14 protein-coding genes are annotated in these 15,440 nt (G+C 64.4%); 6 read left to right on the top strand and 8 right to left on the bottom strand.

All coding sequences use genetic code 11. The features are described 5' to 3' along the window. Window positions 1-60 precede the first annotated feature (60 nt). From hflD to cspD, 5 genes are all read right to left on the bottom strand, one after another. Complete coding sequence (gene hflD / locus G7Z99_RS09970; protein ID WP_181093535.1) at window positions 61-681, bottom strand: high frequency lysogenization protein HflD; 621 nt, start codon at window positions 679-681, stop codon at window positions 61-63. Continuing rightward, on the bottom strand, window positions 678-1,802 hold the full coding sequence (mnmA, locus tag G7Z99_RS09975) for a tRNA 2-thiouridine(34) synthase MnmA (protein WP_181093536.1): 1,125 nt from the start codon (window positions 1,800-1,802) through the stop codon (window positions 678-680). The genes hflD and mnmA overlap by 4 nt, the downstream gene beginning before the upstream one ends. Before the next feature lie 56 nt (window positions 1,803-1,858). Beyond that, the gene (locus G7Z99_RS09980) at window positions 1,859-2,299 is read right to left on the bottom strand and encodes an NUDIX hydrolase (protein WP_181093537.1); all 441 of its coding nucleotides are present in this window, start codon (window positions 2,297-2,299) and stop codon (window positions 1,859-1,861) included. A 167-nt stretch (window positions 2,300-2,466) separates the two neighbouring features. Then, complete coding sequence (locus tag G7Z99_RS09985; RefSeq protein ID WP_181093538.1) at window positions 2,467-4,692, bottom strand: NADP-dependent isocitrate dehydrogenase; 2,226 nt, start codon at window positions 4,690-4,692, stop codon at window positions 2,467-2,469. Window positions 4,693-5,080: 388 nt separating this feature from the next. Then, complete coding sequence (cspD, locus tag G7Z99_RS09990; RefSeq protein WP_181093570.1) at window positions 5,081-5,338, bottom strand: cold shock domain-containing protein CspD; 258 nt, start codon at window positions 5,336-5,338, stop codon at window positions 5,081-5,083. Between the two features lie 230 nt (window positions 5,339-5,568). Here cspD and clpS point away from each other — a divergent pair, with 230 nt between their 5' ends. Both clpS and clpA read left to right on the top strand, forming a co-directional pair. After that, window positions 5,569-5,931, top strand: a complete 363-nt coding sequence (gene clpS, locus G7Z99_RS09995) for an ATP-dependent Clp protease adapter ClpS (protein ID WP_181093539.1) — start codon at window positions 5,569-5,571, stop codon at window positions 5,929-5,931. Between the two features lie 30 nt (window positions 5,932-5,961). Beyond that, entirely contained in the window at window positions 5,962-8,232 is a 2,271-nt protein-coding gene (gene clpA / locus G7Z99_RS10000; protein WP_181093540.1) for an ATP-dependent Clp protease ATP-binding subunit ClpA, read from the top strand. A 143-nt stretch (window positions 8,233-8,375) separates the two neighbouring features. Here clpA and infA read toward each other — a convergent pair whose 3' ends face one another. The 3 genes from infA to aat all read right to left on the bottom strand — a co-directional run bounded on the left by infA (window position 8,376) and on the right by aat (window position 10,140). Next, window positions 8,376-8,594: a translation initiation factor IF-1 gene (infA, locus tag G7Z99_RS10005; protein WP_002553999.1), complete on the bottom strand. Its 219-nt coding sequence runs from the start codon at window positions 8,592-8,594 to the stop codon at window positions 8,376-8,378. Between the two features lie 103 nt (window positions 8,595-8,697). After that, window positions 8,698-9,405, bottom strand: a complete 708-nt coding sequence (locus G7Z99_RS10010) for an arginyltransferase (protein WP_181093541.1) — start codon at window positions 9,403-9,405, stop codon at window positions 8,698-8,700. A 54-nt stretch (window positions 9,406-9,459) separates the two neighbouring features. After that, window positions 9,460-10,140: a leucyl/phenylalanyl-tRNA--protein transferase gene (aat, locus tag G7Z99_RS10015; protein WP_181093542.1), complete on the bottom strand. Its 681-nt coding sequence runs from the start codon at window positions 10,138-10,140 to the stop codon at window positions 9,460-9,462. 331 nt (window positions 10,141-10,471) lie between these two features. Between aat and G7Z99_RS10020 the strand changes: the two genes are divergently transcribed. The 4 genes from G7Z99_RS10020 to crcB all read left to right on the top strand — a co-directional run bounded on the left by G7Z99_RS10020 (window position 10,472) and on the right by crcB (window position 15,439). Continuing rightward, window positions 10,472-13,039, top strand: a complete 2,568-nt coding sequence (locus G7Z99_RS10020) for a DNA translocase FtsK (protein WP_181093543.1) — start codon at window positions 10,472-10,474, stop codon at window positions 13,037-13,039. A gap of 62 nt (window positions 13,040-13,101) precedes the next feature. After that, window positions 13,102-13,725 (top strand): outer membrane lipoprotein chaperone LolA, encoded by a 624-nt coding sequence (gene lolA / locus G7Z99_RS10025; protein ID WP_181093544.1) that lies wholly within the window; start codon window positions 13,102-13,104, stop codon window positions 13,723-13,725. Window positions 13,726-13,742: 17 nt separating this feature from the next. Then, on the top strand, window positions 13,743-15,068 hold the full coding sequence (locus G7Z99_RS10030; RefSeq protein ID WP_181093545.1) for a replication-associated recombination protein A: 1,326 nt from the start codon (window positions 13,743-13,745) through the stop codon (window positions 15,066-15,068). Then, complete coding sequence (gene crcB / locus G7Z99_RS10035) at window positions 15,065-15,439, top strand: fluoride efflux transporter CrcB (protein WP_181093546.1); 375 nt, start codon at window positions 15,065-15,067, stop codon at window positions 15,437-15,439. The genes G7Z99_RS10030 and crcB overlap by 4 nt, the downstream gene beginning before the upstream one ends. Window position 15,440 lies beyond the last annotated feature (1 nt).

Consider the following 15,440-nt stretch of genomic DNA (forward strand, 5'->3'; position numbering starts at 1 on the left):
GCAGGCCCCTGGACACGGCATGAGCCTCAGGCCTGGTGCAGGCCATGCAGGGACGTCGTGTCAGGTGCGCATCATGTCGTACAGCTCGTTGAGCAGCTTGCGGCGGCGGAACAGCAGCTGCCAGCGATGCCCGCCCACCTGACGCCACAGGCGCGCTGCCCGGATGCCGGCCAAGAGGATGGCGCGGATCTTCGACGCGTTGCTCGCCTGCTGCAGAAAGCGCGTGTCGCCATGCACCTGGATGCGCTGGCGCAAGGTGCTCAGGGTGTCTTGGTACAGGGCCCCGCACGAGGCGATCACGTTGTCGTGCACCAGGCCGAAGTGATCGGCCTGTGACTGGATCTGCGGCAGGCGTTGGCCGATGGTGCCCAGCAGGTCATCACGCTTGCCCAGGTGGCGCTCCAGACCGAGCATGGACAGCGCATAACGCAAGGGTTCACGCTGCAGGCTGCTGGGGTCGCGCTCGAGGGCGCCGACCAGTGCACGGTACCCTTCGCGCAAGTGCACGTCGCTGCCGCCGAACACCTGCAAGGTGGTGTCGGGGTCACGGACCAGCAGGCTGCCGAGCATGCAGCCCAGCTCGGCCTCGCCGGCCTGGCCGGTACGTGCGATGCGGTCGACCAGCACGGCCGCCTGGAACACGGCGCCCAGTGCGACCAGTTGCTCCTGGGTCGTGTTCATGCGCGCAGGCTCCACGGCTCTGCCGTCTCGATCACGCCACCGCCCAGGCAGACCTCGCCGTCGTAGAACACCACCGATTGCCCGGGGGTGACGGCGCGCTGGGCGTCGTCGAACACGGCGCGGTAGCCGTGCTCGGTGCGCTCCAGCGTGCAACCCTGGTCACCCTGGCGATAACGAACCTTGGCCGTGAGCCGGCGTGGCGTGGACAGATCGACCGGGTTGACCCAGAAGATCTCCGAGGCCAGCAGCGCGCGGGCGAACAGCCACGGGTGATCGTTGCCCTGGCCGACCACCAGCACGTTGCGCACGAGGTCTTTCTCGAGCACGTACCACGGCTCGTCGCCGGCGTCCTTCATGCCGCCGATGCCCAACCCCTGGCGCTGGCCGATGGTGTGGTACATCAGGCCGTGATGACGGCCGATGACCTCGCCCGTGGTGGTCTCGATGTCGCCTGGCTGGGCCGGCAGGTACTGCTTGAGGAAATCGCTGAAGCGGCGCTCGCCGATGAAGCAGATACCGGTCGAGTCCTTCTTCTTGGCCGTGGCCAGCCCGTGCCGTTCGGCAATGGCGCGCACCTGTGGCTTTTCCAGCTCACCGACCGGGAACAGCGTTCGCGCGATTTCCTGACCTCCCACGGCGTGCAGGAAGTAGCTCTGGTCCTTGTTCGGGTCCAGGCCCTTGAGCAGCTGCGTTTCGGTCTCGATGTCACGACGACGCACGTAATGACCGGTGGCGATCAGGTCCGCCCCCAGCGACAGGGCGTAGTCCAGGAAGGCCTTGAACTTGATCTCGCGGTTGCAGAGGATGTCCGGGTTGGGAGTGCGGCCGGCCTTGTACTCTTCGAGGAAGTGCTCGAACACGTTGTCCCAGTATTCGGCGGCGAAGTTGGCCGTGTGCAGCGTGATGCCGATGCGATCGCACACGGCCTGGGCATCGGCCAGGTCTTCGCGGGCGGTGCAGTAGTCGGTTCCGTCGTCTTCTTCCCAGTTCTTCATGAACAGGCCTTCCACCTGGTAGCCCTGCTCGATCAGGAGCAGGGCGGAGACGGAAGAGTCCACGCCGCCGGACATGCCGACGATGACACGGGTCTTGGCGGGGTCTTTGAGTGCTGGGCTGGTCATGGGTACCGGTGTGTATCTGGGAAAAACGCCGATTCTAGCAGGCCGCTTCGCGAACGTCAGTCACGCAGCAGCGCCAGGCTGTGCAGTGGCCCGGCCAGGTAGTCGTCGATGCAGCGCGGGACCAGCTCGCTGCGCCAGCGATCCGGCTCGGCCAGCAACGCGTCCCGGCTCAACCACACCGCCCGGACGATGTCGGTGTCCAGTGCGCGTTGCGGATGGTGACGCACCGTCCGCGCGGCGAAGCAGATGCGTTGGTAGGTCACGCCGTTGCTGGGCGCGGTGTAGAGGTAGATGCCGACCACGCCGGTCAGCTCGACCTCCCAGGCGGTTTCCTCGAGCGTTTCGCGCAGGGCCGCCTGGCACAGCGTCTCGTTCGGTTCGAGATGCCCGGCGGGCTGGTTGAACACGTGCTTGCCGGCCTTGAATTCCTCGACCATCAGGAAGCGGCCTTGGTCTTCGATGACGGTGGCGACGGTGATATGGGGGTGCCAGGACATGGGGATCCTCCGGGGGCAGGGGGCAGGGGGCGGCAAGCTGCAAGCTGACGGCCATGCGTGTGGTCGGGCGTCGAGAGAATGTCCAGACGGTGCTGGCGCGCTGGCGTGCAGCCCAAAAAGCAGAAACCCCGGTGCGTGGCCGGGGTTTCTGCAGGTTGCCAGGTGGCTTACAGGGCCGCGAGGGCGCTGTTGAAGGTGTCGCTAGGGCGCATCACCTTGGCGGTCAGCGCTGGGTTCGGCGCGTAGTAGCCACCGATGTCGGCAGGCTTGCCCTGAACGGCGTTGAGCTCGGCGACGATGGTCGCTTCGTTCTCGGTCAGGGTCTTGGCCAACGGCGCGAAGCGTGCCTGCAGCTCGGTGTCATCGCTTTGCGCAGCCAGGGCCTGGGCCCAGTACAGGGTCAGGTAGAAGTGGCTGCCGCGGTTGTCGATGCCGCCGACCTTGCGCGCTGGCGACTTGTTGGTGTCGAGGAACTGGCCGGTGGCCTTGTCCAGCGTCGCTGCCAGCACCTTGGCTTTCGGGTTGTCGTAGACTTCACCCAGGTGTTCCAGCGAGGCGGCCAGGGCCAGGAACTCGCCCAGCGAATCCCAGCGCAGGAAGTTCTCTTCCACCAGCTGCTGCACGTGCTTGGGGGCCGAGCCGCCAGCGCCGGTTTCGAACAGGCCGCCACCGTTCATCAGCGGTACGATCGACAGCATCTTGGCGCTGGTACCCAGCTCCATGATCGGGAACAGGTCGGTCAGGTAGTCGCGCAGCACGTTGCCGGTCACCGAGATGGTGTCCTTGCCTTCGCGGATACGGGCCAGCGAGAATTTGATCGCCTCGACCGGCGCCATGACGCGGATGTCCAGGCCGTGGGTGTCGTGGTCCTTGAGGTAGGTCTGCACCTTCTCGATCATCACGGCATCGTGGGCACGGGCCGGGTCCAGCCAGAACACGGCTGGGGTATCGCTCAGGCGGGCACGGTTGACGGCCAGCTTGACCCAGTCCTGGATCGGCGCGTCCTTGGTCTGGCACATGCGGAAGATGTCGCCAGCCTCGACGGCCTGCTCCAGCACCACCTTGCCTTGGCTGTCGGTCACGCGGACCACGCCATCGGCCTTGATCTGGAAGGTCTTGTCGTGGGAGCCGTATTCTTCGGCCTTCTGCGCCATCAGGCCCACGTTCGGCACGCTGCCCATGGTGGTCGGGTCGAAGGCGCCGTTGGCCTTGCAGTCTTCGATCACGGCCTGGTAGATACCGGCGTAGCAACGGTCCGGAATGATCGCCTTGGCGTCCTGCAGTTCGCCGGCGGCGTTCCACATCTTGCCCGAGTCGCGGATCATCGCTGGCATCGAGGCGTCGACGATGACGTCGCTCGGCACGTGCAGGTTGGTGATGCCTTTGTCGGAGTTGACCATGGCCAGGGCCGGGCGCTCGGCGTACAGGGCCTGGATCTCGCCTTCGATGGCGGTCTGCTGGTCGGCCGGCAAGTCCTTGAGACGGGCGTACAGGTCACCGATGCCGTTGTTGGCATTGAAGCCGGCCTTGGCCAGGGCGTCGGCGTGACGAGCGAGCACGTCGCCATAGAAGGCTTCGACGATGATGCCGAACATGATCGGGTCGGAGACCTTCATCATGGTGGCTTTCAGGTGCACCGAGAACAGCACGCCCGACGCCTTGGCGTCTTCGATCTGCTGCGCGATGAAGGCCTTGAGCGCCTTGCGGCTCATGACGGCGCAGTCGACCACTTCACCGGCGTTGACCGCGGTCTTTTCCTTCAGCACGGTGCTGTTGCCGTCCTTGCCTACCAGCTCGATGCGCAGGCTGCCATCGGCGTCGATCAGCGCAGCCTTCTCGCTGCCATAGAAGTCGCCGCTGTCCATGTGCGCCACGTGCGAGCGCGAGTCGGCACTCCAGGCGCCCATCTTGTGTGGGTGCTTGCGCGCGTAGTTCTTCACCGACAGCGGGGCGCGGCGGTCCGAGTTGCCTTCGCGCAGCACGGGGTTGACGGCGCTGCCCTTGATGCGGTCGTAGCGGGCGCGGGACTCTTTCTCGGCGTCCGTGGCCGGCTCGTCGGCGTAGTCGGGAATGGCGTAGCCCTGGGCTTGCAGCTCCTTGATCGCGGCCTTGAGCTGCGGGACCGAGGCGCTGATGTTGGGCAGCTTGATGATGTTCGCTTCAGGGGTGGTCGCCAGTTGGCCCAGTTCCGCCAGGTGATCGCCTACCTGCTTCTCGGCGCCAAGCTGCTCGGGGAAGGCGGCCAGGATGCGGCCAGCCAGCGAGATGTCGCGCGTTTCGACGGCGATGTCGGCCGATGCGGTGAACGCTTCGATGACAGGCAGCAGTGAATAGGTGGCGAGGGCAGGGGCTTCGTCGGTGAAGGTGTAGATGATCTTGGAACGGGAGGGCATAGGCGGGTTAACTCTCTGTTTTGCCGAGCGTGCCCGGTCTCGAGAGGCGCTGTGTAGGCGCTACGTCCAGGCCTGGGCGTGGACGGCTCGAGCGGCAGCGAAGCGGTGATGGTGGATGCATCAGTCGAGCGTCATGGCCTGAAGTGCGGAACACGCCAGGCAGGTTGGCCGTCGAGGCCAGTGGGCGAGCCGTGTCTTTCCATGGGTTCGCCCGGTGACCCTGCGGTCAGGGCCGGAGTATAACAAACACGGCATCGGAATCGGCAAGGCGGGAATGATATCGGTTCGTTTATACGACCAAAGATGTAGGAGAGAAGAGGATGACGGATACGGCGACTCACCAATCGCTCGAGGGAGCGATTGGTGACAGGAAACGCCCCACAAGGCGTTAACGTGTACCTGCCAGCTCGGGCATTTCTGGCAGGGGCGCGTCGACACTGGTGGGCTCAGCCCTGATCTCTACCGCATGTAGCCCTTTTGGGCCCTGGACGATGTTGAACAAGACCCGTTGACCTGCCTTCAGGGTCCGGTATCCATCCATCTGGATGTGCGAATAGTGCGCGAACAGGTCCTCGGTCGAGCCGTCCGTGTTCACGAACCCATAGCCCTTGGCATTGTTGAACCACTTGACTTTACCGCTCGTCATCCTCATGTCCCTCTGCAAAGGCTCCATCACTGGAGTATCATCGACGTCATCCGCATACGAACCTGCAAAAAAATTGGGTTGACTGCGCGGATCTTTATTGACCACGGTGGACTCTATATTGGTTGTAACACCGATTCGCCGATAGTCAAGGTCACGTGGCGGCTGCAGCGTCGCAGGCCTGCGCGATCCGACCCACTACCTTAACCTGTCGATGTGATGAAATTCTTTCCATGCATGCAATCAGCCAGATTCGACTAACATTCAATCAGGATCGCCAGCAGTCGCATGACGACGATGGCGCCGGTCTGGCAACTCAGGAAGCCAAGCCGGCCCTGCAGGCTCCACCCATGTACAAGGTGGTACTGTTCAATGATGACTACACGCCGATGGATTTCGTCGTCGAAGTGCTCGAAACGTTCTTCAATCTGAACCGCGAGCTGGCGACCAAGATCATGCTGACCGTCCACACCGAAGGACGGGCAGTCTGCGGATTGTTCACCCGCGACATCGCCGAAACCAAGGCGACGCAGGTCAACCAATACGCGAGAGAAAGCCAGCATCCGCTACTCTGTGAAATCGAGAAGGACGGTTAAACGCCGACCACTTGGGTATGAGGTGAAGCCATGTTAAACCGCGAGCTCGAAGTCACCCTCAATCTGGCCTTCAAGGAGGCCCGCTCGAAGCGTCACGAGTTCATGACCGTCGAGCACTTGCTGCTGGCGCTTCTGGACAACGAGGCCGCTGCGACCGTTCTGCGCGCCTGTGGCGCCAACCTCGACAAGCTCAAGCATGACCTGCAAGAGTTCATCGACTCCACCACGCCTCTGATTCCGGTGCATGACGAAGACCGCGAAACCCAGCCGACCCTGGGCTTCCAGCGTGTCCTGCAGCGGGCCGTCTTCCACGTCCAAAGCTCGGGCAAGCGTGAAGTCACCGGCGCCAACGTGCTGGTCGCGATCTTCAGCGAACAGGAAAGCCAGGCGGTGTTTCTGCTCAAGCAGCAGAGCGTGGCCCGTATCGACGTGGTCAACTACATTGCCCACGGCATCTCCAAGGTGCCGGGTCATGGGCCGAGTACCGAAGGCGAGCAGGACATGCAGGACGAAGAGGGCGGCGAGTCCTCTTCCTCCAGCAACCCGCTCGATGCCTACGCCAGCAACCTGAACGAGCAGGCGCGGCAAGGGCGTATCGACCCACTGGTCGGCCGCGAGCAGGAAGTCGAGCGCGTAGCGCAGATCCTGGCGCGCCGTCGCAAGAACAACCCGCTGCTGGTCGGTGAGGCCGGCGTCGGCAAGACGGCCATCGCCGAAGGCCTGGCCAAGCGCATCGTCGACGGTCAGGTGCCTGACCTGCTGGCGCAGAGCGTGGTCTACTCGCTGGACCTGGGCGCGCTACTGGCCGGCACCAAGTACCGTGGCGACTTCGAGAAGCGTTTCAAGGCGCTGCTCGGCGAGCTGCGCAAGCGGCCCCACGCCATCCTGTTCATCGATGAAATCCACACCATCATCGGGGCGGGTGCGGCGTCCGGTGGCGTCATGGACGCCTCCAACCTGCTCAAGCCACTGCTGTCGTCCGGCGAGATCCGGTGCATCGGCTCGACGACCTTCCAGGAGTTTCGCGGCATCTTCGAGAAGGACCGGGCCCTGGCACGACGCTTCCAGAAGGTCGATGTCTCGGAACCGTCGGTCGAAGACACCGTGGGCATCCTGCGCGGCCTGAAAGGGCGCTTCGAGTCGCACCACGACATCGAGTACAGCGACGAAGCCCTGCGTGCCGCTGCCGAGCTGGCCGCGCGCTACATCAATGACCGTCACATGCCCGACAAGGCCATCGACGTAATCGACGAAGCGGGTGCCTATCAGCGCCTGCAACCGCCGACCAGCCGTCTCAAGCGCATCGACGTGCAGCAGGTCGAGGACATCGTGGCCAAGATCGCACGCATTCCCCCGAAACACGTCAGCAGTTCCGACAAGGAGCTGCTGCGCAACCTGGAGCGCGACCTCAAGCTCACGGTGTTCGGGCAGGATGCGGCCATCGACTCGCTGGCAACCGCCATCAAGCTGTCGCGCGCCGGGCTCAAGGCGCCGGACAAGCCGGTCGGTTCGTTCCTGTTCGCAGGTCCCACGGGTGTCGGCAAGACCGAGGCAGCCCGCCAGCTGTCCAAGGCCCTGGGCGTGGAGCTGGTGCGCTTCGACATGTCCGAGTACATGGAGCGCCACACCGTGTCCCGTCTGATCGGTGCACCGCCTGGCTACGTCGGTTTCGATCAGGGCGGTTTGCTGACCGAGGCGATCACCAAGCAGCCTCACTGCGTGTTGCTGCTCGATGAGATCGAGAAGGCCCACCCGGAAGTCTTCAACCTGCTGCTGCAGGTGATGGACCACGGCACCCTGACCGACAACAACGGGCGCAAGGCGGACTTCCGCAACGTGATCCTGATCATGACCACCAATGCCGGTGCAGAAACCGCGTCGCGGGCCTCGATCGGCTTCACGCACCAGGACCATGCATCCGACGCCATGGAAGTCATTCGCAAGAGCTTCACGCCGGAGTTCCGCAACCGGTTGGACACCATCATCCAGTTCGGTCGTCTGAGTCACGAGACGATCAAGAGCATCGTCGACAAGTTCCTCATCGAGCTTCAGGCGCAGCTGGAAGACAAGCGTGTGCAGCTGGAAGTCAGCGACGCTGCACGTGGCTGGCTCGCCGCCAGCGGCTACGACGTGCAGATGGGTGCGCGCCCCATGGCGCGGCTCATCCAGGACAAGATCAAGCGGCCTCTGGCCGAAGAGATCCTGTTCGGCGAACTGGCCGAGCATGGCGGTATCGTTCATGTCGACTTGCGCGATGGGGAGCTGGTCTTCGATTTCGAGACCACGGCGGAGGTGGCCTGACGGTGGCCGGGCGTGTTGCCGTCAAGCAGCACGCTGGCCTGGCCAGGCGTCCAGGCCGTACCAGGCTCAGCGTGTAGCGTGTAGCCCACAACCAAAAAAGCCCGGCATCGAGCCGGGCTTTTTCGTTGACGCGGGTGGAGCGATTAACGGGCGCGGTAGGTGATGCGGCCCTTGCTCAGGTCGTAGGGCGTCAGTTCGACGCGGACCTTGTCACCGGTCAGGATTCGGATGTAGTTCTTGCGCATCTTTCCGGAGATGTGCGCGGTTACGACGTGCCCGTTTTCCAACTCCACGCGGAACATGGTGTTAGGCAGGGTGTCGACGACAGTACCTTCCATTTCGAAGCTGTCTTCTTTCGACATGCAGTTGAGCCCTCGATAATTCAATGATCGCCCGATACAACCCTGCATCAGGCAAAAAAGTGGCGTGGATTATGCCCGAAAACCGGCTATCAAGCCAATGCTTTCAGTTGACGCTCACCCAGCGCTGGTTGATCAGCAGTTCGATAGGGCGGTATTGGGTCTTGTAGCTCATCTTCTGGCAGTTCTTGATCCAGTAGCCCAGGTACACCGCGTCCAGATCGCGACGCACTGTCTCGCCGATCTGCCACAGGATGGCGTAGCGGCCCAGGCTGCGGCGCTCTTCCTCGGGCTCGTAGAAGGTGTAGACCGCGGACAGGCCGTTGGGCAGCAGGTCGCACACTGCGATCGCCAGCAGCCGACCGTGCAGGCGGAACTCGTAGAACCAGCAGAAGGGCAGGTCGCGCACCAGAAACGTCGAGAACTGCTCACGGCTCGGTGGGTACATGTCGCCATCGGCATGGCGCTGCTCGATGTAACGACGGTACAGGTCGAAGTACTCTTCGGTGAACGTCGGCCGCACGGCCGTGACTTCCAGCTCCGCATTGCGCTTGAGGATGCGCCGCTGCTGGCGGTTGGGGATGAAGCGCGCGGCTGGAATGCGCGCGGGCACGCAGGCGCTGCACTGCTGGCAATGCGGCCGGTAGAGATGGTCGCCACTGCGACGGAACCCCATTTCCGACAGGTCGGCGTACACGTGCACGTCCATCGGCTGGCTGGGGTCTAGAAACAGGGTGGTTGCCTGTTCCTCCGGCAAGTAGCTGCAGTCATGGGGCTGAGTGGCGAAGAACTTCAGGCGTGCCAGTTCTGTCATGGTCGACCCCTTGCGAAACGTTGCCCTAAGTGTAAGCCAGCCAGGTCGGCGCGCCTAGCCGAGCCATGTCGAGGTCGGCGGTGTGTCCAGGTGGCGCGCCAGTGCCTCGGCGAATTCGGTTCGCGAAATCGCCCGTGCACCGAGGCTGTGCAGGTGGTCGGTGGGCATCTGGCAGTCGATCAGGGCGAAGCTCGCCTGTTCCAGTCGCTTGACCAAGGTCACGAAGCCGACCTTTGAGGCATTGTCCGCCCGGCTGAACATGGACTCGCCGAAGAACAGCTGGCCGATGGCCAGGCCGTAGAGCCCGCCGACCAGCACCCCGTTCTCGCGCACTTCGACCGAGTGTGCGACACCCTGTCGATGCAGTTCGCAGTAGGCGGCCTGCATGGGCTCGGTGATCCAAGTCCCGTCGGCATAGGTCCGAGGGGCCGCGCAGGCCGCGACCACGGCGGCGAAGTCCTGGTCGATACTCACCTGGTAGCGTTGCTGGCGCAACAGCTTGGCCAGCGAGCGCGACACGTGCAGTTCGGCAGGGAACAGCACGGTGCGCGGGTCCGGCGACCACCACAGGATCGGCTGGCCATCCTGGTACCAGGGGAAGCAGCCATGACGGTAGGCCTGGATCAGGCGCTCGGGTCGCAAGTCGCCTCCGGCCGCCAGCAGGCCGTTGGGTTCGTGCAAGGCGGTGTTCAAGGGCGGAAAGGTCAAGGAATCGCGGTTCAGCCAAGTCAGCATGGGCATTCTGTGCCGGCGGGGGAGGGGAGCGCCCAGCATGGCGACCTTGCGCCGACAGGTCAACGCAGGGCGCGGGCGCACAGGCGGGCGTTTGTCCAGGCAGCGTGCGCGGTGCCGGTGGCGAGAGGGCAACTAATACGGCGCCTTGCTGTCACACCTGTGCAAAAACACAGCATAAGCCTTTGTCACAGAACAAAATGCGTGCTCAAATTACGGGTGCAGGACCCAGCCTTGTTTCAGGCCTGCCGCCCTGGCGATGGGCAGGCGGCACTGTTGAAAGCAGTGATTCACAGACTGTTCACTTTGGGTCGATCACTCTTGGACGCGCACCATGCGCAGGAATAAACGCGTTTTGAAGAAATCCACCGCATCTCCGACTCCCTTGCCGGTACCCCTGTGGCGGCAACAGTTGCATTACCGACTCAAGGAGGGTGCGCTGATCGCCGTCGGCGCGCTGTGCCTGTACCTGTGGATGGCGCTGCTGACCTACGACACCGCCGACCCAGGGTTCACCCACACCAGCAACATCGACCAGGTGCAGAACGCCGCGGGCCGTGCAGGGGCCTACTGCGCCGACGTGCTGTTCATGGTGCTGGGCTATTTCGCCTATATCTTCCCGCTGTTGCTGGGGATCAAGACCTGGCAGATCTTCCGCGAGCGGCACCAGCCCTGGCAGTGGAGCGGCTGGCTGTTCTCCTGGCGGCTGATCGGCCTGGTGTTTCTGGTGCTCTCCGGCGCGGCCCTGGCGCACATCCATTTCCATCCCCCGGCCAGCCTGCCGTTTTCCGCCGGTGGCGCCCTGGGCGAAGGTCTGGGCGAACTGGCCCGCAGCCTGCTCAACGTCCAGGGCAGCACCCTGGCCTTCATCGCCCTGTTCCTGTTCGGGTTGACCGTCTTCACCGACCTGTCCTGGTTCAAGGTGATGGACATGACCGGCAAGCTCACGCTCGATGTGTTCGAGCTGGTGCGCGGCGCGGCCAGCCGTTGGTGGGAGGCGCGCAACGAGCGCAAGCGTCTGGTGGCGCAGCTGCGCGAAGTCGACGAGCCGGTGGTGCGCAGTGCCCCCGTCGTCAAGCCAGCCGCTTCGACGCCGGCTTCCTCAATGCCGACCACAGCCAGACCTGCCGCATCCAGTGCTGTACCGGCCAGCCCTGCACCGACCGCGCCTAGCGTGGCCGACAAGCGAGAACAACCCAAGCCCCGCGAGCGGGTCATCGAGCGCGACGCCGTGGCGGTCCAGCCTCCCGTGTCCGCGCCTGCACCCATGCCCCGTGAGGTGCCTGCCACCGCCCTGGCCGCCCCCGTCATCATGCCGACGCCGACCCCGCCCAGGGCCGTCGAACCCGCACGTGTCGCGCCCAAGCCCAAGCCTGTTTCGACCTTCGTCGACAGCGCCGTCGAAGGCACCCTGCCGCCGATCTCCATCCTCGACCCTGCCGAGGAAAAGAAGATCGAGTATTCGCCCGAGTCGTTGGCCGGCGTCGGTCAGTTGCTGGAAATCAAGCTCAAGGAGTTCGGCGTCGAAGTGACGGTGGACTCGATCCATCCTGGCCCGGTGATCACGCGCTACGAGATCCAGCCTGCCGCCGGGGTCAAGGTCAGCCGTATCTCCAACCTGGCCAAGGACCTGGCGCGTTCGCTGGCCGTGACCAGCGTGCGGGTGGTCGAAGTCATCCCTGGCAAGACCACGGTCGGCATCGAGATCCCCAACGAGAACCGCCAGATGGTGCGCTTCTCCGAGGTGCTGTCGTCGACGCCGTACGAGGACGCCACGTCCCCGGTCACGCTGGCGTTGGGGCACGACATCGGCGGCAAGCCGGTCATCACCGATCTCGCCAAGATGCCTCACCTGCTGGTCGCCGGTACCACCGGTTCCGGTAAATCGGTGGGGGTCAACGCGATGATCCTGTCGATCCTGTTCAAGTCCAGCCCGGAAGACGCGCGGTTGATCATGATCGACCCGAAGATGCTCGAGCTGTCGATCTACGAAGGCATTCCGCACCTGCTCTGCCCGGTGGTTACCGACATGAAGGACGCTGCCAACGCACTGCGCTGGAGCGTGGCCGAGATGGAGCGCCGCTACAAGCTGATGGCGGCCATGGGCGTGCGCAACCTGGCCGGCTTCAACCGCAAGGTCAAGGACGCCGAGGCCGCGGGCGAGACCATCCCCGACCCCTTGTTCCGCCGCGAGAACATGGACGATGAAGCGCCGGTGCTCAAGACCTTGCCGACCATCGTGGTGGTGGTCGACGAATTCGCCGACATGATGATGATCGTCGGCAAGAAGGTCGAAGAGCTCATCGCGCGGATCGCGCAGAAGGCGCGTGCAGCCGGCATCCACCTGATCCTGGCCACCCAGCGGCCGTCGGTGGACGTCATCACCGGCCTGATCAAGGCCAACATCCCCACGCGCATGGCGTTCCAGGTGTCGAGCAAGATCGACTCGCGGACCATCATCGACCAGGGGGGCGCCGAACAGCTGCTCGGCCATGGCGACATGCTCTACATGCCGCCGGGCACCAGCCTGCCGATCCGCGTGCACGGTGCATTCGTGTCCGACGACGAAGTGCACCGCGTCGTCGAAGCCTGGAAGCTGCGCGGAGCGCCGGACTACAACGACGACATCCTCAATGGCGTGGAAGAGGCCGGCAGTGGCTTCGACGGCGGCTCGGGCGGTGGCGACGGGGAAGACCCGGAAGCCGATGCGTTGTACGATGAAGCCGTGCAGTTCGTGCTCGAAAGCCGGCGCGCGTCGATCTCGGCGGTCCAGCGCAAGCTCAAGATCGGCTACAACCGCGCCGCGCGAATGATCGAGTCGATGGAGATGGCCGGCGTGGTCACGCCGATGAACAGCAACGGTTCGCGGGAAGTGATCGCCCCTGGCGGGCCCCGCGACTGATGAACACCCCGCCGGTCTGCCCCCTGGCCGACCGGCCCACTCACCGTTCGATGAGGATTCCCATGCGCGCAATTCGCATGCTGTTGGTTTCTGCCCTGGCCCTGGCGACCCTGCCGGCCCATGCCGATGACAAAGACGTGGCGCGGCTGACCCAGCTGCTGGAGAAGTCCCAGACCCTCGAGGCGGGCTTCTCGCAACTGACCCTGGATGCCAGCGGCACCAGCCTGCAGGAAACCACAGGGCAGATGGCCGTCAAGCGGCCTGGCCTGTTCTACTGGCACACCGACGCGCCGCAGGAGCAGGTGGTGGTCTCCGATGGCCAGAAAGTCACCCTCTGGGACCCGGACCTCGAGCAGGCCACGGTCAAGAAGCTCGACGTGCGCCTGAGCCAGACACCTGCGCTGCTGCTCTCGGGCGACGTGTCCAAGATCAGCCAGAGCTTCGACATCGCGTCCAAGGAACAGGGCGAGGTCATGGACTTCACCCTCACGCCCAAGACCAAGGACACCCTGTTCGACTCGCTGCGCGTGTCGTTCCGCCGTGGCCTGATCAACGACATGCAACTGATCGACAGCGTCGGTCAGCGCACCAACATCCTGTTCAACGGGGTGAAGGCCAACCAATCGGTCGCGGCAGGCAAGTTCCAGTTCAAGATCCCGGCTGGCGCTGACGTGATCCAGGAATAGAGGCTGTCGTTGCCCGTATGGACCTGTTTCGAAGCGAACCTGTCGCCCAGCCCCTGGCCGCGCGCCTGCGGCCTTCCAACCTGGACGAGTACGTCGGTCAGGAACACCTGCTGGCGCGTGGCAAGCCGCTGCGCGAGGCCTTGGAGCAGGGCGCCCTCCACTCGATGATCTTCTGGGGTCCGCCAGGTGTCGGCAAGACCACCCTGGCGCGGCTGCTGGCGAAGTTCTGCGATGCGCATTTCGAAACGGTGTCGGCGGTGCTGGCGGGCGTGAAGGAAATCCGCCAGGCGGTGGAGGTCGCGCGGCAGCAGGCGGGGCAATACGGGCGGCGCACGATCCTGTTCGTAGATGAGGTGCACCGGTTCAACAAGTCGCAGCAAGATGCCTTTCTGCCCTACGTGGAAGACGGCACCTTGCTGTTCATCGGCGCCACCACCGAGAACCCTTCCTTCGAGCTGAACAACGCGCTGCTTTCGCGGGCGCGGGTGTACGTGCTCAAGAGCCTGGACGAGCCAGCCCTGCGCAAGCTGGTCGACCGTGCACTCAGCGAGGCGCGTGGCCTGGGCAAGCGCGGCCTGACGGTTGGCGACGAAGCCTTCAAGATGCTGGTGGCGGCGGCCGATGGCGACGGTCGCCGGATGCTGAACTTCCTCGAAAACGCCTCCGACCTGGCCGAGGACGGGGGCGACATCGGTGTGGACTTGCTGCAGAGCCTGCTCGGTGACAGCCGCCGTCGCTTCGACAAGGGCGGCGAAGCCTTCTACGACCAGATTTCCGCGTTGCACAAGTCGGTGCGCGGCTCCAACCCGGACGCGGCGCTGTACTGGTACGCCCGCATGCTCGACGGTGGCTGCGACCCCCTGTACATCGCCCGGCGCGTGGTGCGCATGGCCAGCGAGGACATCGGCAACGCCGACCCGCGAGCGCTGAACCTGTGCCTGGCGGCCTGGGACGTGCAGGAGCGTCTGGGCAGCCCCGAGGGTGAACTGGCGGTGGCCCAGGCCATCACCTACCTGGCCTGCGCGCCGAAGAGCAACGCCGTGTACATGGGCTTCAAGCGTGCCATGCGCGAGGCCGCCGAGCACGGTTCGCTGGACGTGCCGCTGCACCTACGCAACGCACCGACCAAACTGATGAAGCAGCTGGGCTATGGCGACGACTACCGCTATGCCCACGACGAGCCCGAGGGCTATGCGGCGGGCGAGGACTACTTCCCCGAGGCGCTTGCGCCCCGCGCCTACTACCAGCCTGTGCCACGCGGCCTCGAGCTGAAGATCGGCGAGAAGCTGCGCCACCTGGCCGAACTCGATCAGCACAGCCCCGTACGCCGGAGGCCCACATGATCGGCACGATCGCCTCGGTGAGCCTGGCCGGCGTCATCGGCACGCTGCTGCGTTTCGCCATGGGCCACTGGGTCAGCGCCCATCACCCTCGGCACTATTACCTGGCCACCTTGGCCGTGAACCTCGTCGGCTGCCTGATCATCGGCGTCCTCTATGGCCTGTTTCTGACCCGGCCCAGCGTGCCGCCTGAAGTGCGCATTGGCCTGCTGGTCGGCTTCGTCGGTGGCCTGACCACGTTTTCGTCCTTTTCCCTGGACACGATCCGACTGCTCGAAAACGGGCAGGCGCCCCTGGCCTTCGGGTATGCTGCGGCCAGCGTCCTCGGCGGGCTGCTCGCCACATGGGCGGGCCTGTCCCTGACCCGAATCTGAA

This window comes from Pseudomonas entomophila, from assembly GCF_013523165.1.
GTDB classification, from domain to species: domain Bacteria; phylum Pseudomonadota; class Gammaproteobacteria; order Pseudomonadales; family Pseudomonadaceae; genus Aquipseudomonas; species Aquipseudomonas entomophila_A.